Origin of the sequence: Streptomyces sp. NPDC012825 (assembly GCF_042900925.1) — a bacterium.
In the GTDB taxonomy this organism is placed as follows: Bacteria; Actinomycetota; Actinomycetes; order Streptomycetales; family Streptomycetaceae; genus Streptomyces.
The window spans coordinates 158,171-182,019 of record NZ_JBIBBZ010000004.1; the positions used below are offsets into that span (position 1 = coordinate 158,171).

The 23,849-nt window shown below is 75.0% G+C and carries 21 protein-coding genes; 13 read left to right on the plus strand and 8 right to left on the minus strand.

Going from position 1 to position 23,849, the window contains the following annotated elements; translation table 11 throughout:
• Nucleotides 1-102: 102 nt before the first annotated feature.
• Both ACFY7E_RS12295 and ACFY7E_RS12300 read right to left on the minus strand, forming a co-directional pair.
• Nucleotides 103-1,053, minus strand: coding sequence for a TauD/TfdA dioxygenase family protein (locus tag ACFY7E_RS12295; protein ID WP_389483663.1), 951 nt, complete (start codon nucleotides 1,051-1,053; stop codon nucleotides 103-105).
• A 563-nt stretch (nucleotides 1,054-1,616) separates the two neighbouring features.
• Nucleotides 1,617-2,795: an ROK family transcriptional regulator gene (locus tag ACFY7E_RS12300; protein ID WP_389483666.1), complete on the minus strand. Its 1,179-nt coding sequence runs from the start codon at nucleotides 2,793-2,795 to the stop codon at nucleotides 1,617-1,619.
• Nucleotides 2,796-3,462: 667 nt separating this feature from the next.
• Here ACFY7E_RS12300 and panD point away from each other — a divergent pair.
• From panD to ACFY7E_RS12315, 3 genes are all read left to right on the plus strand, one after another.
• Nucleotides 3,463-3,888 carry an aspartate 1-decarboxylase gene (panD, locus tag ACFY7E_RS12305; protein WP_389483668.1) on the plus strand — a complete coding sequence of 142 codons (426 nt, stop codon included), beginning with the start codon at nucleotides 3,463-3,465 and terminating at the stop codon, nucleotides 3,886-3,888.
• 47 nt (nucleotides 3,889-3,935) lie between these two features.
• Nucleotides 3,936-4,280, plus strand: coding sequence for a GNAT family N-acetyltransferase (locus ACFY7E_RS12310; RefSeq protein WP_389483670.1), 345 nt, complete (start codon nucleotides 3,936-3,938; stop codon nucleotides 4,278-4,280).
• Between the two features lie 406 nt (nucleotides 4,281-4,686).
• On the plus strand, nucleotides 4,687-6,096 hold the full coding sequence (locus ACFY7E_RS12315; protein WP_389483673.1) for a transglycosylase family protein: 1,410 nt from the start codon (nucleotides 4,687-4,689) through the stop codon (nucleotides 6,094-6,096).
• On the opposite strand, the gene ACFY7E_RS12320 is transcribed toward ACFY7E_RS12315, so the two are convergent.
• A complete protein-coding gene (locus ACFY7E_RS12320; RefSeq protein ID WP_389483675.1) occupies nucleotides 5,977-6,975 on the minus strand; it encodes a DMT family transporter in 999 nt (332 codons plus the stop codon). The genes ACFY7E_RS12315 and ACFY7E_RS12320 overlap by 120 nt on opposite strands.
• 228 nt (nucleotides 6,976-7,203) lie before the next feature.
• Between ACFY7E_RS12320 and ACFY7E_RS12325 the strand changes: the two genes are divergently transcribed.
• From ACFY7E_RS12325 to ACFY7E_RS12335, 3 genes are all read left to right on the plus strand, one after another.
• Nucleotides 7,204-7,917: a (2Fe-2S)-binding protein gene (locus tag ACFY7E_RS12325; RefSeq protein ID WP_383435499.1), complete on the plus strand. Its 714-nt coding sequence runs from the start codon at nucleotides 7,204-7,206 to the stop codon at nucleotides 7,915-7,917.
• A gap of 94 nt (nucleotides 7,918-8,011) precedes the next feature.
• Nucleotides 8,012-9,487, plus strand: a complete 1,476-nt coding sequence (locus tag ACFY7E_RS12330; protein ID WP_389483679.1) for an SDR family NAD(P)-dependent oxidoreductase — start codon at nucleotides 8,012-8,014, stop codon at nucleotides 9,485-9,487.
• A gap of 300 nt (nucleotides 9,488-9,787) precedes the next feature.
• Nucleotides 9,788-9,958 carry a hypothetical protein gene (locus ACFY7E_RS12335; RefSeq protein ID WP_389483682.1) on the plus strand — a complete coding sequence of 57 codons (171 nt, stop codon included), beginning with the start codon at nucleotides 9,788-9,790 and terminating at the stop codon, nucleotides 9,956-9,958.
• 73 nt (nucleotides 9,959-10,031) lie between these two features.
• Here ACFY7E_RS12335 and ACFY7E_RS12340 read toward each other — a convergent pair whose 3' ends face one another.
• From ACFY7E_RS12340 to ACFY7E_RS12350, 3 genes are read right to left on the minus strand one after another with little or no spacing between them, the layout of a single operon-like run.
• Nucleotides 10,032-11,456 (minus strand): lipase maturation factor family protein, encoded by a 1,425-nt coding sequence (locus tag ACFY7E_RS12340; RefSeq protein WP_389483684.1) that lies wholly within the window; start codon nucleotides 11,454-11,456, stop codon nucleotides 10,032-10,034.
• Between the two features lie 22 nt (nucleotides 11,457-11,478).
• A complete protein-coding gene (locus ACFY7E_RS12345; protein WP_389483686.1) occupies nucleotides 11,479-12,030 on the minus strand; it encodes a DUF1990 family protein in 552 nt (183 codons plus the stop codon).
• Entirely contained in the window at nucleotides 12,027-12,905 is an 879-nt protein-coding gene (locus ACFY7E_RS12350; RefSeq protein WP_389484214.1) for a YndJ family protein, read from the minus strand. Before ACFY7E_RS12350 ends, ACFY7E_RS12345 begins: the two co-directional genes overlap by 4 nt.
• Nucleotides 12,906-13,249: 344 nt before the next feature.
• Here ACFY7E_RS12350 and ACFY7E_RS12355 point away from each other — a divergent pair, with 344 nt between their 5' ends.
• The 7 genes from ACFY7E_RS12355 (at nucleotide 13,250) to ACFY7E_RS12385 (ending at nucleotide 22,479) form a co-directional block, all read left to right on the plus strand.
• On the plus strand, nucleotides 13,250-14,404 hold the full coding sequence (locus ACFY7E_RS12355) for a DUF6777 domain-containing protein (RefSeq protein ID WP_389483689.1): 1,155 nt from the start codon (nucleotides 13,250-13,252) through the stop codon (nucleotides 14,402-14,404).
• A gap of 188 nt (nucleotides 14,405-14,592) precedes the next feature.
• A complete protein-coding gene (locus ACFY7E_RS12360; protein ID WP_389484216.1) occupies nucleotides 14,593-16,587 on the plus strand; it encodes a SpoIIE family protein phosphatase in 1,995 nt (664 codons plus the stop codon).
• A 159-nt stretch (nucleotides 16,588-16,746) separates the two neighbouring features.
• On the plus strand, nucleotides 16,747-18,147 hold the full coding sequence (locus ACFY7E_RS12365; RefSeq protein WP_389483691.1) for a wax ester/triacylglycerol synthase family O-acyltransferase: 1,401 nt from the start codon (nucleotides 16,747-16,749) through the stop codon (nucleotides 18,145-18,147).
• Between the two features lie 10 nt (nucleotides 18,148-18,157).
• Entirely contained in the window at nucleotides 18,158-18,910 is a 753-nt protein-coding gene (locus tag ACFY7E_RS12370) for a LytR/AlgR family response regulator transcription factor (protein WP_389483693.1), read from the plus strand.
• Between the two features lie 149 nt (nucleotides 18,911-19,059).
• Nucleotides 19,060-19,446, plus strand: coding sequence for a hypothetical protein (locus ACFY7E_RS12375; RefSeq protein ID WP_383435477.1), 387 nt, complete (start codon nucleotides 19,060-19,062; stop codon nucleotides 19,444-19,446).
• A 22-nt stretch (nucleotides 19,447-19,468) separates the two neighbouring features.
• Nucleotides 19,469-21,274, plus strand: coding sequence for a cation acetate symporter (locus tag ACFY7E_RS12380; RefSeq protein WP_389483695.1), 1,806 nt, complete (start codon nucleotides 19,469-19,471; stop codon nucleotides 21,272-21,274).
• Nucleotides 21,271-22,479: a histidine kinase gene (locus ACFY7E_RS12385; protein ID WP_389483697.1), complete on the plus strand. Its 1,209-nt coding sequence runs from the start codon at nucleotides 21,271-21,273 to the stop codon at nucleotides 22,477-22,479. The genes ACFY7E_RS12380 and ACFY7E_RS12385 overlap by 4 nt, the downstream gene beginning before the upstream one ends.
• Before the next feature lie 20 nt (nucleotides 22,480-22,499).
• Here the strand turns inward: ACFY7E_RS12385 and ACFY7E_RS12390 are convergent, their stop codons facing one another.
• Together ACFY7E_RS12390 and ACFY7E_RS12395 are read right to left on the minus strand one after the other, a co-directional pair.
• Nucleotides 22,500-22,991: a hypothetical protein gene (locus tag ACFY7E_RS12390; protein ID WP_389483699.1), complete on the minus strand. Its 492-nt coding sequence runs from the start codon at nucleotides 22,989-22,991 to the stop codon at nucleotides 22,500-22,502.
• Between the two features lie 234 nt (nucleotides 22,992-23,225).
• The gene (locus ACFY7E_RS12395) at nucleotides 23,226-23,771 is read right to left on the minus strand and encodes a sigma-70 family RNA polymerase sigma factor (RefSeq protein ID WP_389483701.1); all 546 of its coding nucleotides are present in this window, start codon (nucleotides 23,769-23,771) and stop codon (nucleotides 23,226-23,228) included.
• Between the last annotated feature and the right edge of the window lie 78 nt (nucleotides 23,772-23,849).

Consider the following 23,849-nt stretch of genomic DNA (forward strand, 5'->3'; position numbering starts at 1 on the left):
AGGGCCGGCGGGGTGGACCGAAGGGCGGAGCGAGGGGGCGGCGGGGCCACCGGCGTCGGCGGCGGCAAGCGGCGGCACGGGCGTCGGCGGCCCCCGGGGGTGTCAGGAGGCGTCGGCGACCCGGTGATCGGCGGTGAACGGGCGCCCGGCGACCGACTCGGACGGGTGTCCGTCCGGTCCGACGGGGACCTCGCCGATCAGGGTGACCCGGTGCAGCCGGCGCTCGACGTCGAGGTGCTCCAGATCGCGCGGGGCGAGGTGCGCGGTGGCCCGGTTGTCCCAGAACGCCACGTGCCCCGGCTCCCAGCGGAAGCGCACCGTGTACTCGGGCCGGGTGATCTCGGCGTACAGCAGGTCCAGGATCCGTCGGCTCTCCGCGGCGGTGACGCCCACGATGTGGCTGGTGAACCCCGGGTTGACGAACAGCGCGCGCTCCCCGGTCTCCGGGTGCACCCGCACCACGGGGTGTACGGACACGAGCAGGTTGTCGTTGATCCGGCGGGCGTACGCGCCGTCCTCGCCGACCGGCCGGTCGCCGCCGTACCGGTGCTCGGCGCGCAGCGTGTCCACGAACGCCCTGACGGGGGCGGACAGCCCCTCGTACGCGGCGACGAGGTTGGTCCACTGCGTGTCGCCGCCGAACTCCGGGACCGTCTCGGCGCGCAGGACGGACCCGGCGGGCGGGTTCACCGCGGCGGTGACGTCGGTGTGCCAGCCGTCGAAGTAGCTGTACTGGCGCTTGCGGTACTCCGCCCGGAAGTTCTTCCCGTAGCGCTCCTCGAAGCGGCGCGGGTCGATGGTGAAGATCTCCGGGTGGCCCTCCGGCGGGGCGTCGTCGTGCGGATGGGCGTAGGTGAGCTCGCCGAAGTGGCGGGCGAAGGCGATCTGCGAGGCGTGGTCGAGCCGCTGCCCCCGGAAGAAGACGACCTTGTGACGGTGGAGGGCCTGCTTGATCTCGTCGACCGTCTCGACGGCCAGCGGGCCGGCGAGGTCCACGCCGTCGAGGTCGGCGCCGATGTGACCGGCGACGGGACGGACGGTGAGCGTGCTCATGGGGCGAGTCCTTTCGGGCATGACGAACGAGGACGGGTGAGGAAGGCGACCGGGCGCACCGGGACGGTGTCGGGGTACGCGGGATCACCTGCCGGGCGCGGGCTCACGGATGTGAAGGGCGCCCGGCAGGTGTCAGGTACGCGGCGAGGCCGGGAAAGAGGGGCCGGCGCCGGTGCTGCAGCCGGTACTTCAGCCAGAGCTCCAGGCGGTGCTCAGCCGTGCTGGTGCCCCAGCCAGTGCTCCAGCCGGTGTTCAGCTGTGCTCCGGCCGTGCTTCAGCCGGTGAACCTGCCTGAGCCAGCACGGAGTTCGGCGGAGTCGTACGCCGGGGGCGGTGCCCAGTGCCCCGGCGCGGCGGTGCGCGCCGGCGGAGAGCCGGTCAGTGGGCGCGACAGCCCAGTCCGGCGAAGTGGTGCGCGCGGAAGGCGTTCACGGGGTGCCGGCCTGCGGCTGCCCGGATCGTGGCCCTCTGCTGTGCGTCCATGAGAAGAGTGTGCTGCTCCCGTGCCGGTGCGGACAATATTTTCTGGCGGCGCGGAAGAAACCCGCCCCGCCCCACCCGGCTCATCGGGCGCCGCCGCTGGTACGCAGCCCCAACGGGTCCTGGTAGACAGCCGCGAGCACCGGCGCGGTCGCCGCCACCGCGAGGGTGTCCGCGCCGAAGGAGCCGGTCCGCACCTGGTCGCCGCCGCTCGCCAGCTCGCGGGTCAGCTCGTCGAGCAGCCGGGGCAGACGGAGGGTGGCGAACTCGGTCAGCACCAGGTCGTCCGGGCGGATCAGGTCGAGCAGCGGCCGCACCGCGTGCGCGATCAGCCGCAGGCGGGTGCGGATCAGGTCGAGCGCCCGGACGTCGCCCGCGCGGGCGGCACGCACGAGCAACTGCAGATCGGGGTGCGGGATGACGCCCTCGGCGACGGCGCGCCGCGCGACGGCACGGTCGGAGACGGTGACCTGGAGGCAACCGGTGCGGCCGCAGGGGCACGGCTCTGCCGATCCCGGGACGGGCAGGTGGGCGATGCCGCCGGCGCCGTACCGCCGGCCCTGCAGCAGGACGCCGCCGGTGGCGATCGCCGCGTCCACGGCGTTGCCGACGAACAGGTGCACCAGGTCGCCGCCGCGGTTGGCGCCGAACAGCAGCTCGGCCTGGGCCAGCGCCCGGGCGTGACCTTCCACATGGACCGGCAGTCCCACCGTGCGCTGCAGCGAGCGCCGCAGCGGGATGTCGCGCCAGCCGAGCGCGGAGTTCTCGACCAGGACCCCGGCGTCGGGATCGACCCAGCCGCCGGTGGCCACGCCGAGGCCGAGGACGGAGCGCCCGCCGAGGTGTCTGCGCAGGAAGCCGGGCAGTCGTGCGGCGAGGTCCTGGAGGGCCGCCCCGTGCTGGGGCTGCCGGGGCACGTGCTCGTACGCGATGACGTTGCCGCGCAGGTCGGTGAGCGAGAACGTGAGCCGCGGGACGGCGATGTGCACGCCCGCCGCGACGTGGTGCGCGGTCTCGATGTCCAGTGGGATGCGGGGGCGTCCCGGCCGAGGCGGCCGGTGCGGCTCGGGCGGCTCACAGACCAGTCCCATCGCGAGCAGTTCGGCTGCGTGCCGTGACACGACGGCCGCGCTCAGGCCCGTCTCCCGGATGATCGCGGTGCGGGCCAGCGGGCCTCCGCGCAGGATGGCCCGCAGGACGGCGGCGTCGGGCTGGTCGGCGGCGGGCTTACCGCCCGGCGTCGCGATGAGCGCTGGTCGCATCGGGATTCCTCGGTCCGGGAGTCGGTCGTACGGTGGCACGGCGGCCCCGGCAACCGAGGGCCGACGGAGGCGGGGGACAGCTCGACGACCTGATGCCCCGATGCTCGCAAGCCCGAGGGGACCGGTCAACGATCCGGCGTTAAGGCGCAATGACGGTTCTGCGAAGCGCCCCCGGCGGCTTCGCTCAACCTCAGGCCGTGATGGCGTCCTTCACCTTCCCGACGATGGCCGGCGTCGACGCCTTGGCCCCGCCTCGCTCGCGAGTTCTATGCTGCCGAGGGGCCTCGGGCGGGCGTCAGGCAGCGATCCGGCTTCCGAAGTGTTCGACCGGCTGACGGCCGAAGGAATCGTGCTCCATGAATCAGAGCGATGTCGGTGCCCGACGGGTCGGTGGTGCGTGGGCGCACGCCGTCCGTGTGCAGAGGGGGTCTCCCGCGTGTTTGATGGCCCATCAGGTAAGTCAGCGTTCGGTCAGCATGAGTCGCCAGACGTTCCCGGAGCGTTGCCTGTACAGGCGTCGGTGGCGGCGTGAAAGCCCAGACGGGAAGCCGTCCAGCCTGACCGGGGCGATGTTCCTCACAAACATCGGGCGGGGATGTCGGTGTAAAGTCGAGACCGCCCTTGACCTGCGTAAAGCAGGCAGGGAGCCGTCTTCGAGGAGTCCAAAGTGCTGCGTACTCTGTTCAAGTCCAAGATCCACCGCGCCACCGTCACCCAGGCCGACCTGCACTACGTCGGTTCGGTCACCGTCGACGTGGAGTTGATGGAGGCGGCCGACCTGCTTCCCGGTGAGTTGGTGCACATCGTCGACATCGACAACGGTGCCCGTCTGGAGACGTACGTCATCGAGGGGGAGCGGGGTTCCGGTGTCATCGGCATCAACGGTGCCGCCGCGCACCTCGTGCACCCCGGTGACCTGGTGATCCTCATCAGCTACGCGCAGGTCGACGACGCCGAGGCGCGGGGCTTCGTGCCGCGCGTCGTGCACGTCGACGGGGACAACCGCATCGTGGAGCTGGGGGCCGACGCGTCCGCGCCCGTCCCCGGCAGCGACACGGTGCGCCCCCCGCACGCCGTGCCCGCCCACGGCTGAGCACGGGCCCCGTCGGTCCGGGCCGAACCGAGGAAGGACGGCACCCCATGGCCGATCCACGGATCCGTGACGATCGGGCGAACGGACGTCTGGAGGCGTTCGAGGAGGACGTTCCCGTCGGTGTCGTCGTCTACTTCGCCCTCGACGCCGAGCCCCACGCCCTGGTGGCGGTGCACACCGTCGTCGAGGAGGAGCACGAGGGGAAGGGCATCGCCGGGGCGCTCGTGCGCGAGCTGTACGCCACCGCCGCCCGCGAGGGCGTGCCCGTCGTACCGCTCTGCTCGTACGCCGCGAAGTGGGCCGAACGCCATCCGGACGAGGCGCCCGCGCCGCCGGACGAGGCGGTCCGCGCGGCGAAGGAGCAGCTCAGGGCCACCCCGAGCCTGTGGTGACCCCCTACGGGACCGAGGGCTGACCCGTAGGGGCGGTCCGGCGGGCGCCGGAAGCGGCCCCGGGTCACTCTGGGAAGCGACGAACCCGACGAGCGAGAGGCCCGTGATGACCCACCCCGCCCCTGACCCGCTGCCCCCGTCGCCCATCCCGCCCCCCGTGCCCGCACCCAACCCCGTACCCTCGCCGGGCCCGGTCCCGGCCCCGCCGGATCCCGCTCCCGGCCCGGCCCCGCAGCCCGGCGGGCCCGTCCCGGAACCCGAGCCCCAGCCCCAGCCGGGCCCCGCCGGCGGAGGGCCCGTGCCCGCGCGGAGGTGACAGAAGAGGGGCGGGATCGTGTGAAGTCCTTGTCACGGAGCGTGCGCCACCCCTAACTTGTCGGCTGTCGCAGTGTTCCAAGGGGGGCCCATGGCCGTACGCGGACGTCACCGCCGTCACCAGCCGAGCCGCGTCAACCGCGCCTCGCTCACCATCACGGCGGGAGGCGCCGGCATGGCGCTGCCGCTGATCGGCGCGGGCACGGTGCAAGCGGCCTCGCTGAACGTCTGGGAGAAGGTCGCCGCCTGCGAATCCTCCTCCAACTGGCAGATCAACACGGGGAACGGCTACTTCGGCGGCCTCCAGTTCACCCAGTCCACCTGGGAGGAGTACGGCGGCACGCACTACGCGCCGCGCGCCGACCTCGCCTCCCGGGACCAGCAGATCCTGATCGCCGAGCGCGTCCTCAAGGGACAGGGCCCCGGCGCCTGGCCGTCCTGCGGCCCCCGCGCCGGTCTCGCCCGGGGCGGTGGGGCGCCCGAGGCCACCACCCGGGCCGCCGCGGCGAAGCCGTCCGGCGGGAACCAGGTGCGCACCGCCTCCCTGCCCGGACAGCGCGCCTTGTCGGAACGTCCGGCCCGGAGCGCGAGCCCGACCACCGTGCCCACCGTGCGCGAGATGTACACGGTGACGCCCGGCGACTCCCTGTCGCGGATCGCCCGCGATGAGAACGTCCGGGGCGGCTGGCAGCGGCTGTACGAGACGAACCGGCCCGTCGTCGGCGACGACCCCGACCTCATCATCCCCGGCCAGCGCCTCACCCTGCGCATCGCCGCCCCGCCGAAGAGGCCCGCACAGCCGGACCGGGCCGGGCAGACGGGGAAGACCGCCGGACAGGCGGGGAAGACCGCCGGACAGGCCGGGAGGGTGGACACGGCCGGGAAGGCCGGGAAGGCACCCGCCCCCGCCCCCGCGAAGACCGCCCCGCCGACGGCGGCGTCCCCCGGGACCGCCCCCCGGCCCGCCGTCAAGCCGACGGTCAGGCCGGCCGCCAAGCCCGCCGCCAAGCCGGTCGTCAAAACCGTCACCAGGCCGGCAGCCAAGCCCGCTTCCCGCCCCGCCGCCACCAAGCCGCGTCCGGCCGCCGCGCCGGAGGTCCACTACTCGGCCCCCGTCTCCGGGAGCATCGGCACCCGCTACGGCAAGCCCGGTTCCTCCTGGTCCAGCGGCTACCACACGGGCGTCGACTTCCCCGTCCCCACCGGCACCTCGGTCAAGGCCGTGGCCGGCGGCCGGGTCGTCTCGGCCGGCTGGGCGGGCGCGTACGGCTACCAGATCGTCCTCCGCCACGACGACGGCCGCTACAGCCAGTACGCGCACCTCTCCGCCCTCACCGTCCGCGAGGGCCAGCGGGTGGGCGCCGGGCAGCGCATCGGCCGCTCAGGGTCGACCGGCAACAGCTCGGGACCGCACCTCCACTTCGAGATCCGCACGGGCCCCGGTTACGGCTCCGACATCGACCCCCTGGCCTATCTCAGGGCGCGCGGGGTCTCCGTCTGACTCCCTCGGCCCCTTCCCCGCCCCCGCGCGGGGAGGGGGCGGCGCCTCCGGCGCGGGCGCCATCCGGTCGAGCGTGAGCTCCACCAGACCGCCTGCGGCGACCGCGCCGCAGATCAGCGCGGCCACGGCGCCCGCCGCGCCGTAGCGGAAGCCCTCGCCGAACAGCGTCACGCCCACCGCGGCGGCGACCACCGGGTTGACCACCGTGAGGGTGGCGAGCGGGGCGGCGAGCCCCGCGCCCCGGTAGGAGGCCTGGGACAGCAGCAGCCCGCCCACGGCGAACGCCGAGAGCACCAGGAGCGCCGTCCACTCGGTCAGCGGAGCCCGAGCCGTCCACTCCCCGGCCACCGCCTTGGTGAACACCGAAGCGGCGCCGAAGGAGACGCCCGCCGCCGTCGCCAGGAGGACACCGCGCAGCGCCGGCCGGCCCGCCAGGTGCGCGCACGCGAAGAGCAGGCCCACCGCGCCGAAGGCGGCGCCCGTGAGCAGCCACCGCTGCCCGTCGCCCAGGGACCGCGCGTCGGCGCCGGTCGTGAGGCTCAGCAGGCCCGCGAGCCCCGCCGTGGCCATGAGGGCGCCGTGCCGGGCCCGCCGCCCGGTCCCCCGGCCGGCGAAGAGGGCCGCCATGGGCAGCGCGAACACGATCGTGAGCGCGCCCAGCGGCTGGACCAGGCTGAGCGGCCCGTACGCGAGGGCGGCGACGTGCAGGGCCGCCCCGACGCCGTTGAGCAGCACCGCTCCCCACCAGGCCGGACGGCGCAGCGGCGCGTAGCGCGGGCCGGCGGCGGAGGCCGCGACCCGCTCCTGGACGATCGCCGCGGCCGCGTAGGCCACCGCGGAGACCAGGGCCAGGACGACGGACAGCGCGAGTGGACTCATGCCTTCCACGATCCTCCTCCCGCGCCGTTCGCGTCGTCGTACCGGAGGACCCCTTCTCCCGTACCCCTCCCGCGGTACGGAGCCCGCCCGTACGCCCCGGGGTGTACGCCCCCGCGACCCGAACCGGTACGAAGCGGTCCTCCGGCCCGCGCCGGGGCGCTACCGTGGGCGCCGGCCCGCGACCGGGCCCGGGGCGGACGACGGTGCGAAGCGGGAGCGTGGGGGCGGATGGATCTCGTCGAGAGCGGATCGGTGGGCGGGTTCTTCGCCCTGCGGACCACCCCGCCCGGGACCGGCGGAGCCCACGTGCCGCTCGCCCGGATCCACGCGGGGGAGGACGGCCCCCTCACCGCGCGCGTGGACCGGGTCACCGCCCGGCTCGGAACCCCCGAGCGGCGCGTCGGCGCCTCCGTCGCCCACCTGGGACTCGCGGCCCGGCTCTGGTCCACCACCCTCGGCCCCGCCGCCCTGTACGGCCGCTTCCCGGACCTCGATCCCGCCGAGCTGTACTGGGACGGGGCCCTGACCTCACCCGACGACCTGTGGTGGGCCGGCTCCGCGACCCGTCCCGCCACCGCCGCCCACCTCCGCGCGGTCGTCCAGGAGGCCCACCTCGTCCCGCTCCACGCGGCCCTGCGCCGCGACGGCCGGACAGCGACCCGGCTGCTCTGGGGCAACGCCGGCTCCGCCCTCGCCGGCGCCCTGCGCGAACTGACCCGCTGGGCCCGCGCCCACGGCAGGCCCGACGCGGCCGACCGGGCCGCCGCCCTGGTCGCCGAGCTCCTCGACCACCCCGACCTCGCCGGCACGGTCCGCGGCCCCCGGCTGCGCCGCGCCAGCTGCTGCCTTTACTACCGCTGTCCCGGCGGCGGACTGTGCGGCGACTGTGTCTTCGACCACGCCCCCCGAACGGGTTTGGAGGCGCGGCCCCCCGCTCCGTAAACTCGCCCTTTCGAAGGCCCGACGACGGCGAGAGCCCGACAGCGGCGACACCCCGAGAGCGGCGACGCACGAGCGAACGAGGAACCCGAAGGCCATGACGGTGACCGAAGAAATCCAGGACCACGGGCCGGGCATCGACCCCGAGCGCCTGGCCGTCTGCCTCGGTGTCCTCGACGAGCTCGACAAGCTGGAGATAGACCACCCGGACGCGATCCGCGTCCGACGCGCCACCGCCGGCATCTACCGGACCGTGAAGCAGCGCCGCCGCCAGGAGCGCCGGGCCGCCAAGACCGCCAACGACAAGGCGGTCACCGAGGCCACGGCCACCGGCTCCGCGCAGCGCATCGACGACGAGACCGAGGGCATCCTGCCCACCTCCGTCACCGGGGAGGGCCGGATCGCGGGCATCCTCCAGCGCCCCCGCTCCTGCTACGTCTGCAAGACGCGGTTCGTCGAGGTCGACTACTTCTACCACCAGCTCTGCCAGGACTGCGCCGCCGAGAACCGGGCCAAGCGGGAGGCCCGTGCCGACCTCGCGGGCAAGCGCGCGCTGCTCACCGGCGGCCGGGCCAAGATCGGCATGTACATCGCGCTGCGGCTGCTGCGCGACGGCGCCCACACCACGATCACCACCCGCTTCCCCAAGGACGCCATCCGCCGCTTCAAGGCCATGGAGGACTCCGCGGACTGGATGCACCGCCTGGAGGTCGTCGGCATCGACCTGCGCGACCCGGCCCAGGCCGTGGCCCTCGCCGACCGGGTGACCGAGGCCGGTCCGCTGGACATCCTCATCAACAACGCGACCCAGACCGTGCGCCGGCTGCCCTCCGCGTACGCCGCCCTGGTCGAGGGCGAGAGCGCCCCGCTGCCCGCCGGCGAGCTGCCCGCCCACGACGTCATCGGCGCCTTCAACTCGGGCGCGGTGGACGGCCTGGCCGCGCTGCCCCTCGGCACGAGCGGTCTGGAGGCCCAGAAGGTCGCGGACCTCGCCCTGGTCGCCGGCAACGCCAGCATCGCCCGCCACCTCGACGGCACCGCCATCGACGCGGGCGGCCTCCTGCCGGACGTCGTCGAGAGCAACACCTGGGTGCAGAGCATCGACCAGATCTCCCCGGTGGAGCTCCTGGAGACGCAGCTGTGCAACTACACGGCGCCGTTCATACTGATCAGCAAGTTGCGGCCGGTGATGGCCGAGGCCGCGCGCAGGGCGGCCAGCGGGCGCTCCTACGTCGTGAACGTCTCCGCGATGGAGGGCGTCTTCGGCCGCGGATACAAGGGCGCCGGGCACCCGAACACCAACGCGGCGAAGGCCGCGATGAACATGGTGACGCGGACCAGCGCCCAGGAGATGTTCCAGACCGACGGCATCCTCATGACCTCCGTCGACACCGGCTGGATCACCGACGAGCGTCCGCACTTCGACAAGCTGCGCCTCGCGGAGGAGGGCTTCCACGCCCCGCTCGACCTGGTCGACGGCGCGGCCCGGGTCTACGACCCGGTCGTGCGCGGCGAGGCGGGCGAGGACCTGTACGGCGTGTTCCTCAAGGACTACGCCCCCGGCAACTGGTAGGCGCGGACTCCCCCCGCCGGTAGCCCGGCACCCCGTTCCGGCAAGAGCGCCCCATCGGCCAGGTGGGGCGCTCTTTCGGCTTGTTTCACCCGAACGCGTCACACTTCCGAGCCCGGTAGAGCGCATGCGCGCTCATTTGGTTAGTCTGATGTCCACTGGTCGGCCACCGAGGAGACACACCTTCCTCACGGCCGGCCCGGGACCGGCCTGCCACCGAGGCCGCGGTCCCGCCCGACGAACGGCGCCACCGCGACCGCACGGCACTTGTCCCACAGGTAGCGCGACACTAAGGAGTGCGCGGTGACACCCGAACTGACCAAGCAGGAAACGCGACCGACCGAACCCACCGAGCGGCCACGCCGGAAGGGCGAGCTGGGAAGCCTGGAGGTCTGGGCCCGCTCGGCCCCGATCCGGCTCGCGGGCTACGAGGACGACCTCGCCGAGCCCCACATCCTGCCGGGCATCGACTGAGCCGACGCCCCGAAGTGATCCCCCCGGTGCCCCGGCCGTACTCACGGCCGGGGCACCGGCACGTCCCGGCGTCTCAGGGACCGCCCGCGGACTTCCGCAGCCGGGTCGGCGGCAGGTACTCCCGCAGCGGCGTCCGGTGCCACCACGCCCCGGTCGCGCGCAGCTCGCGCCAGGTCGTGTAGCGGTAGCGGTACAGCCGGGCGCGGACGTGGACCGGCGGCGCGTCCGGGAACGGGTTGTGGGCCAGCAGCCGCAGGGTGTCCCGGTCGCCGTCGAGCAGCCGCTCCACGAAGGGCCCGAACCACGCGCGCGCGTACCCGGGGGAGAGGGCCGCGAACCACATCAGCCAGTCGAGCCGCAGGTGGTACGGGGCGAACTGCCGCGGCAGCCGGCGCGGGTCGCCCGGCTTGCCCCGGAAGCCGTACTCGCGCCAGACGGTGCCCTCGTGCGGCGCCGGGTCGTCGGTGCCCTCGACCACGATCTCGTCCCGGACCCGGCCGACCGTGCCGAACGCGCCGTAGCTGTTGACCAGGTGGAACGGGTCGTACGAGCGGTTCATCGCCTGATTCCTGGAGAGCAGGTTGCGCACCGGGGGGTAGCTGCGGACCAGGACGAGGGCGGTCACCGCGACGACCAGGACGACGTACCAGAGCGGCGGGTCCGGCAGGGGGCGGTCGCCGGTGAGCGGAGAGGCGTCCACGGCGGAGAGGGCGAGCACGACGGTGATCCAGTTCAGCCAGGCGAAGTTGCCCGAGAGCACCAGCCACAGCTGGGTGACCACCATCAGGCCGGCCGCCACCGTGGCCACCGGCTGCGGAGCGAAGAGGAAGAACGGCACGACGAGCTGGACGACGTGGTTGGCCGCCGCCTCCGCCTTGTGCAGCGGGCGGGGGAGGTGGTGGAAGAACCAGCTCAGCGGGCCGGGCATCGGCTGGGTCTCGTGGTGGTGGCAGAGGCAGGTCAGGTCACGCCAGCAGCGGTCGCCGCGGATCTTGATGAGCCCGGCCCCGAACTCGACCCGGAAGAGCAGCCAGCGCAGCAGCAGGAGCACCAGGAGGGGCGCGGCCGTGTCGTCGTTGCCGAGGAAGACCGCCAGGAACCCGGTCTCCAGGAGCAGCGACTCCCAGCCGAAGGCGTACCAGGTCTGGCCCACGTTCACGATCGACAGGTAGAGCGCCCAGAGCACCAGCCACAGGAGCATCGAGACCGGCAGCGGCACGGCGTCCCCGGCGCCCGCCACCAGGGCGAGCGCCAGGGCGGCGCCCGTCCAGGAGACCGCCGCGAACAGGCGGTCGGAGTAGCGCCAGTGGAAGAGCGAGGGCGTGTGGCGCGGCCGGGTCCGGCGCACGTACTCCGGGACCGGGAGCATGCCGCGCTCCCCGATCAGCGCCCGGAACTGGAGGGCGGCCGACAGGAACGCCACGAAGTACAGGCCGGCCAGGCCGCGCTGGAAGACGATCCGGCTCAGCCAGAGGTCGGGTGCCGTGAACCACTCCATCGTCCCCAGTATCGGCCCGGGGTCAGGTCCTGACGAGACGCCGCAGGGTCCGGGCGAGTCGGCGGGCGTACGCGCGCTGGAGGAGCGGGACCAGGGGACCGGCCAGCCGGGTGTACCAGACGGCCGGGCGGCTGAAGGCGGTGACCGTGAACCGGACGGCGCCGTCGGGTTCGAGCGTCACGACGAAGGACTCCTCGCCGCACTCCGGATGCCCGGCGAGGGTGCCGTACGCGAAGCCGGTGCGGTCCTTCTCGTACGCCGTCCAGATCACCGCGCAGGGGACGGCGAGCCGGAAGCGTCCGATGCCCGCCGACACCTCCACGCGGACGCCGGGTCCCGCGCGGTCGGCGTCGGCCAGGAGGCGCGCGCCGGAGCCGCGGTGCATCCGCCAGGAGGTGACGGCGCCGCCCGCCGCCGCGAAGGCGGCCCGGCCGTGGCCGACGACCGCGCCGTACCGCAGGTGGTGGTAGCCCTCGGGGAGCGCTTCGGGGGTGCGGGTGGCGCCGACCTCGCGGTAGGTCGGGCCCGGGCGGTGGCGGTCGGGCCGGGAGAGGTCCTTCAGGAGGCGGGTCATGCCGGGGTCTCCGTTCGGGGACGGGCGGGGATGGTGGAGCCGTCGGCCGGGTCGCGGGCCCGCAGGCGGCGGCGGGCGAGCAGGGCGCAGACGGCGAAGCCGAGGGCGTTGCCCAGGCCGTGGGTCGCGGCCATCCAGGTCAGGTCGAGGTGCGGGAAGCCGGTGGCCTCGCCGAGCGCCCAGTCGAGGGCGAGCAGCATGGTGACGACGAGGACCAGGGCGGAGACGGCGAGCAGGGCGCGGGTGGGCCCGTCGGCCGCGAGGTCGCGGCGCTCGCGCAGGGTCAGGACGGCGACCGCGGCCATGCCGGCGGTCAGGACGAGGGCACCGGCCAGTTCGGCCCAGTCGTCGACGAAGTAGCCGATCAGGACGAGCAGGGTGCCGGCGGGGACGCTGAGCGCGGCGAAGCGGGCGGTGGGCCCGTCCTCGGAGGCGCGGCAGACGAGGCCGGCGACCAGGGCGGCGGCGAAGCCCGCGAAGTGGAAGTGCGGGACGGTGAGCGCGAGGAGGTCGAGGTCGAAGCCGAGGAGCGGGTAGGCGGCCCGTTCCGCGACGAGCGCGAGGCCCGCGACCGAGGGCGCTGTCAGGGCGGTGAGGACGGCGACCTCCCGCGGCCGGAGCGAGCGGGTCAGCATCAGCCGGGCCGGTGCCCCGCACGCGAGCACCAGGGTGGCGAGGGCGTAGACGGCGGCGAGGCCGGCCGAGAGACCGGAGCGGGGCAGCCAGAGGGAGAGGGCGCCGGGGACGGCGAGCAGCGGCCAGACGCGCCGGAGCCGGTCCAGGCCGGGGGGCCTCGGGCCGTCGAGGAGCGCGAGCCCCGTCGGGACCACCCAGAACATCCCGATCATCACGACCGGGGCCACCAGGACCGACAGCGCGGTCATGTCACCACCCCCGTTTGAACGCGTTCAAGCGACATCTTGAGAGTAGGACTTTTCTTGAACGTGTTCAAGTGCGTCTCTCCGGTGGGATGACCCGGTCGGTCCCCCTCCGCTTGCGGACGCCCGCGCACTGCGACAGACATGAGGGACTGGCCGGAACCGGGCCCCGGGCCCGGGGGAGAGAAAGTCGGGAGTACCAGGTGCGCTCACCCCTTCGCCGGACGCGGCGAACCCCCACCGCTCCCCGCGACGGCGCGACCGCACCTCCCGAGGACGCGACCGCACCCCGCGACGGTGCGACGGCACCCCGCGAGGGTACGACCGCATCCCGCAAGGGCGTGGCTGCTCCTCGCGACGGCGCGACGGCACTCCGCGATGGCGCGACCGCATCCCGCGAAGACGCGACGGCACCCCGCGACGGCGCGCGCCTCGCCGGGGTCGCGTTCGCCTCCGTGCTGCTGCTCGCCGGGTGTTCCTCCGGCGGGACCGGGGCCGGGAGCGCGGGGCGGCCCGTCGCGGCCCCCGCCCAGGACGTCCTCCTCCGGGCGGCCGCCGTCCCGGGCCCCGACCCCTTCACCGCCTCCACCGTCCGCAACACCGCCCGCCCCTCCGACCCGCCCGGGCCCCCCGAGGGGCAGCGGGCCCGCGAGGTCGACGGCGCCACGCCCGGCCTCTACGGCGGCACCCGTGCCGTCGGCAGCTGCGACGTCGAACGCCAGGTCTCCCTCCTCGCCGGGGACGCCAAGAAGGCACGGGCCTTCGCCGAGGCCTCCGGCATCCCCGAGGCCGGCGTCGCCGACTGGCTGCGCGGCCTCACCCCCGTAACCCTGCGCGTGGACGCCCGGGTCACCGGCCACGGCTACCGCGGCGGCCGGGCCGAGGCCCACCAGGCCGTCCTCCAGAGCGGTACGGCCGTCCTCGTCGACCAGTACGGCTCCCCGCGCGTGCGCTGTGCGGGAGGCAACCCGCTCCGCGCCCCCGCCCCGGACCGGGGCGGCGTCTACGTGGGCGTCCCCTGGGACGCCTTCGACCCCGACCACGTGGTCGTCGTCCGCCCGACCGGCGCCGTCGTCGCCAGCCTGGTCATCGTGAACGCCACCGACCGCACCTGGATCGAGCGCCGGACGGGCAGCGACGGCGAGGAGGACCGGAAGCCCGCCGTGGAACCGTCCTGCGATCCGGACGCGTGCACCCTGGACGGCGCCGGCACGCCCGACCCGGACGGCTCCGGCCCGGCCACCCCCGCCCCCAGCACCCCCGACCGCCCCGCCCCGCCGGAGGACGTGCCGTCGTCCCCCGACGCCCCGACGGAGCCCGCCCCCGAGGCGCCCGACCCGTCCACGGAACCGGCCCCCGACCCGTACACCGAGCCCCTCCCCGACCCGTTCGAGGAGCCGCCCGTCCCGCCGGACGGGGAGCTGCCGCCCGAGGAGCTCTTCCCGTCCGGGACGGTGCCGGACGGGCCCGACATCTTCGAGGCGTTCGAGGGGTGAATCCGAGGAGTGGGACGGATCTTCGTGGTGCGTACGGGCGGGGCTGCGCCTAGCGTGGCCCCATGAGCGCGGGCAACGGGGGCAGCGCGGGCGACGGGGCCGGGGAGGCGGACGGCCCGGTCCGCCGCGCGCCGGAGGGGTCGCCGGAAGGGATCTCGATCCTCTCCGCGTACGGCTCCGCCTTCCGGATGGGCGGCTTCGACTGGGACCTGCTCGCCGGGACCATGGAGATGGACGACGCCGCCCTCGCCGTCTTCGACCTGGACCGCGAGGAGTACGGGGGACGCCCCGAGTCCCTGGCCGCACGGGTCCTGCCGGACGAGGGAAGCCGCCTCGACGCCCTGGTGGCGCAGGCGCTCAAGGACGGCAGCGACCAGTACGGCGCGTACTTCCGCATCCGCCGCCGCGACGGCGCCCACCAGTGGACCCACACCCAGGGGATCGTCCACCGCGACGACACCGGCCGCCCCGTGCGCATCATCGGCGTCCTGCGCGACGCCACCCACGAACTCACCGAGTCCGCCGCCCGGCTCGGCCTCGACGAGGGGCGCCGCAAGCGCGCCGGCGTCGTCGAGGGCACCACGGCCGCCCTCGCCCACGCCCGTACGGTGAAGGACGTCATCGACCTCCTCAACGACTCGCACGCCCTCGAACACTTCGGCGCCGCCAGCCTCGTCATGGGCCTCCTGGAGGCGGGCCGCATCCGCCTGGTCGCCGAGGGCCCCGAGGGCGCCTTCGTGCCCGGCACCCGCTTCACCCGGGTGGACGAGCCGTACCCGATGAGCGAGGTGATCCGCACCCTGCGCCCCCGGTTCATCGACTCGCCGGGCGACTTCTCCGACTCCTATCCGGTGCTCTGGCCGCACATCAGCGGTCTCGGCGTCACCGCCGCCGCCTACCTCCCGCTCATCGCCCAGGCCCGCCCGATCGGCGCGCTCGGACTGCTCTACAGCGACCGGAACGGCTTCAGCGAGGACGAGCGGACCCTGCTCGTGGCCCTCGGCAGCAGCATCGCCCAGAGCCTCCAGCGGGCCATGCTGTACGAGCAGGAGCACGACCTCGCCGAGGGGCTCCAGCAGGCCATGCTCCCGCGCCGGATCCCGGAGGTGCCCGGCGCCCAGACCGCCGTCCGCTACCGCTCGGCGCGGCTCGGCCGGGACATCGGCGGCGACTGGTACGACGTCATCGCCCTGCCCGGCGGGCGGGTCGGCGCCGTCATCGGCGACGTCCAGGGCCACGACACCCACGCCGCGGCCGTCATGGGCCAGCTCCGGATCGTGCTGCGGGCCTACGCCGCCGAGGGTCACACCCCGGCCACGGTGATGGCGCGGGCCTCCGTCTTCCTGCACGAACTCGACACCGAACGCTTCGCCACCTGCACGTACGCCGAGGTCGACCTCCGCACCGGGGTCGTCCAGCTGGTCCGCGCCGGCCACGTCGACCCGCTGATCAGGGAGTCCGACGGCCGGTGCCGCAGGCTGCCGGTCGAAGGCGGCCTGCCGCTCGGACTCTCCGCGGAGTTCGGCCGCCTCGACTACCCGGTCACCACCCTCGAACTGGACCCCGGGCAGACCCTGCTGCTCTACACCGACGGCCTGGTGGAGAAGCCGGGCGCCGACCTCGACGAGGGACTCCAGTGGCTCTCCTCCCTCGTCCGGCGCGGCCCCGCCGACCTCCAGGAACTCGCCGACCACCTGTGCGACGTCGTCGCCGAGCGGGGCGGCGAGGACGACGTCGCGATCCTGCTGCTGCGCCGCCACGGCACGTACGCCGCCCCCGGCGCCGGCCGGTTCCAGCAGCACGTGGCCCAGAGCGATCCGGAGGCGCTCCGCTCGGCCCGCCACATGATCAGGGCCGCCGTCCGCGCCTGGGGCGCGGGGGAGCGCGCGGACGAGATCGAGCTGGTCGCCGACGAGCTGATGACCAACGCCCTGATGCACACCGACGGCGGGGCGATCGTGACCCTGCGGGTCCTCCCGGGGCCCACGCGGCGGCTGCGGGTGGAGGTCGAGGACCGGTCCAGCGCCCTGCCCCGGCGCCGCGAGGCCGGGGAGGCGGGCGTGTCCGGCCGGGGGCTGCTCCTGGTGGACCAGCTCTCCGACGCGTGGGGCGTGGAGTCGCGGGGCGGCGGCAAGTGCGTGTGGTGCGAGTTCGTCGTGGAGAGCGTCGCCCCCGAGACCTGAGAAGGCCTTCCGGAGGCGTCTTGCGGGAGCAGACGACCGAGAGTCTTTACGGAGCGTTAACTGACCGCACTTGACCGTAACTGTCGGTGCGCGATTGACTGCGGTCTTCCATCTCTCCGCGCAGGACGTCGCAGGACGTCGCAGGACGTGAGGACACCCGTGACCACCGAGCTCCTGGCTCCGCTGGACCTGGCCTTCTGGCACCTGGAATCCGCCACCCACCCCCTGCACCTCGGTGCCCTCGCCCACTTCGGTCCCGTGCCCGCGCCGCCCGGCGGCGAACCGGCCGACGTGCTGGAGCTGCTCGCCCGCCGCGCCGCCGCCGTCCCCCGGCTCCGGATGCGCGTCCGCGACGTCCTGATCCCCGTCGGCGGCGCCGCCTGGAGCGCCGACCCCGACTTCGACGTCCGCCGCCACGTCCGCGAGATCACCCTCCCCGGCGCCGACTTCCCCGCCGAGACCGCCCGCCTGGCCGCCGAACTCATGGAGCGCCCCGTCGAACGGGGCCTGCCGCCCTGGGAGATGTACCTGCTCAGCGGCGCCCCCGACGGCTCCTTCGCCGTCCTCGTCAAGCTCCACCACGCCCTCGCCGACGGCATGCGGGCCGTCGCCATCGGCGCCGGGATCTTCGACGAGATCGCCGCCGGCCACCGCCCCGCGCGCCGCGCCCGCCCCGTTCCCCCGCGCCCGCCGCTTCCCGGGCTCACCGGGCTCCCCGGTCCCGGACGTCTCCTCGGCATCGCCCGGGACCGCCTCGGCGACCTCGGCCGGGCCGTCGAGGTCGGCGCCTCCGTCGTCCGCGCCAGCCGCCTCGACGGACGCCCCACCGCGGCCCTCGCCGCCCACTCCAGCGGCACCCGCCGGATCGCCACCGCGACCCTCTCCCTCGACCGGGTCCACCGCGTCCGCCGCGCCACCGGCGGCACCGCCAACGACGTCCTCCTGGCCGTCGTCGCCGGAGCCCTGCGCCGCTGGTTCGACGGGCGCGGCCTGCCGCTGCCCGGCGCCGACCCCCGGGCCCTCGTCCCCGTCTCGCGCCGCCGCCCCGGAGCCCCGCCCGGCCCCGGCAACAGCCTCTCCGGCTACCTCCTCGACCTGCCCGTCACCGAACCCGACCCGGCCGCCCGCCTCGCCGCCGTCCGGCACGCCATGGACCGCAACAAGGCGGCGGGCCCCTTCCGGGGCGCCGGAGCCGTCGCCCTCCTCGCCGACCAGTTGCACCCGCTCGCCCACCGCTTCGGCGCCCCCCTCGCCTCCGGCGCCGCCCGTCTCCTCTTCGACCTCCTGGTCACCCAGGTGCCGCTGCCCCGCTCCGCGCTCTCCCTCGGCGGCGCCCCGCTGCGCGCCCTCTTCCCCATGGCCCCGCTCGCCCGGGGCCAGTCCCTCGCCGTCGCCATGTCCCCCTACGGCGGCCGGGTCCACATCGGCCTCGTCGCCGACGGCGCGGCCGTCCCCGACCTCGACGCCCTCACCGCCGCCCTCACCGCCGAACTCGACCTCCTCGACCCGCCGGAGACCGACGCCCCCGGGGCGCGACCGTCCCCGCCGGACACCGCCTAGACTCCGCCGCATGCTGCGCGCACTGGCCGTCGACGACGAGGAGCCCGCCCTCGGGGAGCTGCTCTACCTGCTGCGCGCCGACCCGCGCGTCCGCACCGCCGAGGGCGCGGGCGACGCGACCGCGGCGCTGCGCAGGATCGGCCGCGCCCTGGAGTCGGGGCCCGACGGCGAGGACGCCGTCGACGTCGTCTTCCTCGACATCCACATGCCCGGCCTCACCGGCCTCGACGTCGCCCGGCTGCTCGCCGGCTTCGCCCGCCCCCCGCTCGTCGTCTTCGTCACCGCGCACGAGGGCTTCGCCCTCCAGGCCTTCGACCTGAAGGCCGTCGACTACGTCCTCAAGCCGGTGCGCCGCGAGCGCCTCGCCGAAGCCGTCCGCCGCGTCCACGAACTGGTCCACGCCACCACCGCGCCCGCGCCCGCCGCCGCGCCCGAACAGATCCCCGTCGAACTCGGCGGCGTCACCCGCTTCGTCCCCGTCGACGACATCGCCTACGTGGAGGCCCACGGCGACTACGCCCGCCTCCACACCGACCGGGGCAGCCACCTCGTCCGCATTCCGCTCTCCGCCCTGGAGGAGCGCTGGGCGGACCGGGGTTTCGTCCGCATCCACCGCAGCCACCTCGTGGCCCTCGCCCGGATCGACGAACTGCGGCTCGACGGCGGCGCCACCTCGGTACGGGTCGGCGACACCGACCTCGCCGTCAGCCGCCGCCACGCCCGCCAGCTGCGGGACCTCCTGATGCACCGGGCCGGCGGCTGACCCCGTACCCCCCTACTTCCGCACCCCCGCACCTCGGCACCTCCGTCGCCGCAGGTCTACCGCCCCCCGACCCCGCTGCGTAGACTCCACGCGTCCCGGGCCGCACCGCCCGCACCACCCGAAGCCCAGAGATGCCGGAGCGGACGCCGATGTCCGAGCACCACCCGCCGCGCAGACCCCGGCGCGAGACCGTCACCCACGCCTCCGCCCACGGCGCCGGGACCGTCCCCGCCCCCGCCGGACGGCGCCCCGCCCACCACCCGGCCCGCTCCGAGATCGACGAACAGACCACCCTCGGGCACACCTACGTCCGCTCCCTGATGCGCAGCCAGCTCCGCGCCGCCCTCACCGCCCTCGGCGCGCTCGCCCTGCTCGTCGGCCCCCTCCCGCTCGTCCTCGCGCTGCCCGCCCCCGAGGCCCTGGTCTGGATCGCCCTCGGCGTCGGCGTGTACCCGGTCGTCTGGGCCGTCGCCCACTGGTACGTCCGCCGCGCCGAGCGCAACGAACGCGACTTCACCGGCCTCGTCGAGCGATGAGCCCCTCCGCACGGACGCCCGCGTGAACCAGACCCACGCGGTCGTCGCCGTCACCGCCGTCGTCCTCGCCACCGTCCTCATCGGCGCCCTCGGCCTGCGGATCTCCCGTACCACCTCCGACTTCTACGTCGCCTCGCGGACCGTCCGGCCGGGCCTCAACGCCGCCGCCATCAGCGGTGAGTACCTCTCCGCCGCCTCCTTCCTCGGCATCGCCGGACTCGTCCTCGTCCAGGGCCCCGCCATGCTCTGGTACCCGGTCGGCTACACCGCCGGGTACCTCGTCCTGCTCGTCCTCGTCGCCGCCCCGCTGCGCCGCTCCGGCGCGTACACCCTCTCCGACTTCGCCGAGGCCCGCCTCGAGTCCCGGCGGGCCCGGCGGCTCGCCAGCCTCTTCGTCGTCGGCATCGGCTGGTTGTACCTGCTGCCGCAGCTCCAGGGTGCCGGGCTCACCCTGGAGATCCTCACCGGCGCCCCCGACTGGGTCGGCGGCCTGCTCGTCGCGCTCGTCGTCACCGGCACCGTCGCGGCGGGCGGCATGCGCAGCATCACCTTCGTCCAGGCCTTCCAGTACTGGCTGAAGCTGACCGCCCTGCTCGTCCCCGTCCTCTTCCTGCTCGCCGCCTGGTACGGGGACGGGGCGCCCCGCGCCCGCTTCGACGCCCCCGCCGTGCTGCGCGGCCACACCGTCGTCCGGGTCGCCGACACGGTACGGATCGGGCTCGACGCCCCGCTGACCGTCACCGTCACCGGCCGCGTCGACTCCGTCCCGCACACCGGACGGACCCTCACCCTCGGCCCCGGCACCCACCACGTCCTCGGCGGCACCACGCTCGCCTTCGAGCCGGGCGCGGTCCTCCCCGAGCGGATGGCCGGCGGCACCGACCCCCTCGGCTGGTCCCAGCCGCTGGCCGGCGGTCGCGACGGACACCAGCTGTACGCCACGTACGGACTGATCCTCGCGACCTTCCTCGGCACCATGGGCCTGCCGCACGTCGCCGTCCGCTTCTACACCAGCCCGCACGGCCGCGCCGCCCGCCGCACCACCCTCGTCGTCCTCGGCCTCGTCGGCGCCTTCTACCTCCTGCCGCCGCTCTACGGCTTCCTCGGCCGGATCTACGCCCCCGAACTCGCCCTCACCGGCTCCGCCGACGCCGCCGTCCTCGTCCTGCCCGACCGGATCCTCGGCGGCCTCCCCGGCGACCTGCTCGGGGCGCTCCTCGCGGGCGGCGCCTTCGCCGCCTTCCTCTCCACCGCCTCCGGGCTCACCATGTCCGTCGCCGGGGTCCTCACCCAGGACGTGCTGCCCTCCCGGGGCGTCCGGCACTTCCGGCTCGCGACCCTGCTCGCCACCGCCGTCCCGCTCGGCGTCGGGGTGGTCGCCTCCAAGGTGCCGGTCGCCGACGCCGTCGGCCTCGCCTTCGCGGTCTCCGCCTCCTCCTTCTGCCCGCTGCTCGTCCTCGGCATCTGGTGGCGGAAGCTCACCCCGCCCGGCGCGATGGCCGGCCTCCTGCTCGGCGGCGGCTCCGCCCTCGCCGCCGTCATGGCGACCCGCGCCGGACTCGCCCCCGGCGGCTGGCCGCACACTCTGATGGCCTGGCCCGCCGTCTGGTCGGTCCCGCTCGGCTTCCTCACCATGGTCCTGGTCTCGCTCGCCACCCCCCGCCGGGTCCCGCCCGGCACTCCGGCCCTCCTCGCCCGGCTCCACCTCCCGGAGGAGATATCCGGGGCTGTCCCCGCCCAGGAGGGCCGCCCGGACGTCCGACCGGGTTTCCGCCCCGAGGCCCGTCCGGGAGACCGCCCGGACACCCGGCCGGGAGCCCGCCGGTGAGCGGCGTCGCCCTCGCCGCCGCGGCCGCCGCCGGGGTCGTGCTGCTCGTCGCCGGCTTCGTCCTCGGCCGCCTCGCCGCCCGGCGCGGGGGCCGCGACACCGACCCCGACCTCGGCACGCCCGTCGAGCGGGCCACCTTCCACACCCTGCACACCGCCTCGCTCGCCGCGCCCCCGCTGCGCGCCGGACTCACCGAGGAGACCGCCCGCAGGGCCGCCCGCACGCTCCGCTCGCTGCTCGGCACCGAGGCGCTCTGCCTCACCGACCGGGGCGCGGTCCTCGCCTGGGACGGACCAGGCGAGGACCACCACCGCGCGCACGTCCCCGCGCAGGCCGCCGAGACCCTGGAGACCGGCCGCAGCCGCTCCGCCGACTCCGGCTGCGCCGACCCGGCGTGCCCCCTGCGCTGGGCGGTGATCGCCCCGCTCACCGGCGAGGACGGGGTCCTCGGCGCGCTCGTCGCCTACGGCTCGCGGGAGTCGGCCGTCCTCGTGCGGGCCGCGACCGAGGTGGCCCGCTGGGTCTCCGTCCAGCTGGAGCTGGCCGAGCTCGACCGCTCGCGCACCCGGATCGTGGAGGCCGAGATCATGGCCCTGCGCGCCCAGATCTCCCCGCACTTCATCTTCAACTCCCTCGCCGCCATCGCCTCGTTCGTCCGCACCGACCCCGAGCGGGCCAGGGAACTCCTCCTGGAGTTCGCGGACTTCACCCGCTACTCCTTCCGCAGGCACGGCGAGTTCGCCCAGCTCGCCGACGAACTGCGCTCCATCGAGCAGTACCTGGCCCTGGCCGGTGCGCGCTTCGGCGACCGGCTGAAGGTGACCCTCCGGATCGCCCCCGAGGTGCTGCCGGTGACCCTGCCGTTCCTCTGTCTCCAGCCGCTGGTGGAGAACGCGGTCAAGCACGGCCTCCAGGACCGGGAGAAGGGCTGCCGAGTCGTCATCGCCGCCCGGGACGCGGGCGCCGAGGCCGTGGTGACCGTCGAGGACGACGGCATCGGCATGGACCCGGAGGTGCTGCGCGCCGTCCTGCGCGGGGAGCACCCGGCGGGCTCCGGCATCGGCCTCTCCAACGTGGACGAGCGGCTGCGCCAGGTGTACGGGACGGAGTACGGCCTCGTCATCGAGACGGGGGTCGGCGCCGGGATGAAGGTGACGGTACGGATCCCCAAGTACCGCCCCGGAGTGCACCGTTCACCCCTGTGAGCACCGGCCGGACGCCCCGGTCAGCTCAGGTGGAGCGAGAGGTGCGCGAGCGGCAGGCCCAGCTTCCAGGCGGGCAGCCAGATCTGCTCGGCCTCGTCGACCGGGCACTCCGGATCGAGGTCCCCCCGTCCGTCGAGGTCGGCGGCGCGGATCCAGGTGTCCCGCAGCCGCCGCCACGCCGTGTGCGCGAGCGCCAGGTCGGGTCCGTCGCCGCCGGCCGCCCGCCGCTCGGCGAGCCGCTCCTCGACCCAGGGCGGCCAGGGGCGGTCGTACGCCGTGTGCCACAGCCACTCGTCGATCCGGCCGGCGGGCGGCCGGTCCGGGTCCTCCGCGAGGTGGACGGTGAGGGCCAGGGCCTGGAGGCCCGCCCGGTACTCCAGCGAGCCGGGCGCCACGAGCGAGGCGGCCCGCAGCACCTCGTCGGCCAGGTACTCGGCGCACAGCCAGGCCATCGGGACGGCGAGGCCGCCGCCGCTCGTGCCGCCGGCGCCGTTCGTGCTCTCGGGCAGCAACGCTTCCCACCTTCTCCCGGACGTGACCACGTGTGAGGGGCCGTATGAGGTGCCGTACGAGGGACCCGGACGACGGGGCCCGGGGGAGAGCCTCCTCCGTACGGGCCGCCCGCGGGTCCCGCTTTGCTCAACTCGCCCGAGTGGTTTCGGATACGTTCTCCGGCCGGATCGGTACGAGTGGGATTCCGGTCGCCGGGGGCGACGCGGGGGACGGCGGAGGCGACGGCACCGCCCTCAACGCCCCGACGACGCGGCGAGTCTCCGGCGCGGCCGGTAGCCGGGCAGCGACCGGCCGAGCTGCCGCAGGGCGTAGTGGGAACGGGACTTGACGGTCCCGGCGGGGATGCCGAGCTCCACGGCGGCCTCGTTGACGGTGAGGCCGTGGAAGTAGAGCCGGACGAGCACCGCCCGGTGCTCGGGGCTCAGGCCCCGGACGGCCTCCCGCACGTCGAGCGCGGCCTCGGCTGAGGCGGTGGCGTCGGCGGGGTCGGGCGTCACGGCGAGGACGCCGTCGCCGACCTCGGCGGGCCGGGCCAGACGCGAGCGGCGCGCGTCGATGGCGAGGCGGCGGGCCACGGTGAAGAGCCAGGGGCGCATGGAGTCGTAGGGGCCGTCGAAGGCCTCGGGGTGCTGCCAGGCCCGTACCAGGGTCTCCTGCGCGAGGTCCTCGGCCCGCTGCCGGTCCCCGTGGGTGAGGCCGAGCAGGAAGGAGAGCAGCGCGGAGCCGTGGTCCCGCTGCAACTCCTCCAGGGTCCGTTCGTCGGTCGTCGCCGTCGTCATGCTGCCCACCTCTCCCGCGGCTCGTCGTCGGCCCGTATACGAACGCATCCGGACGGCGGGGGACAGGGAACGGACAGC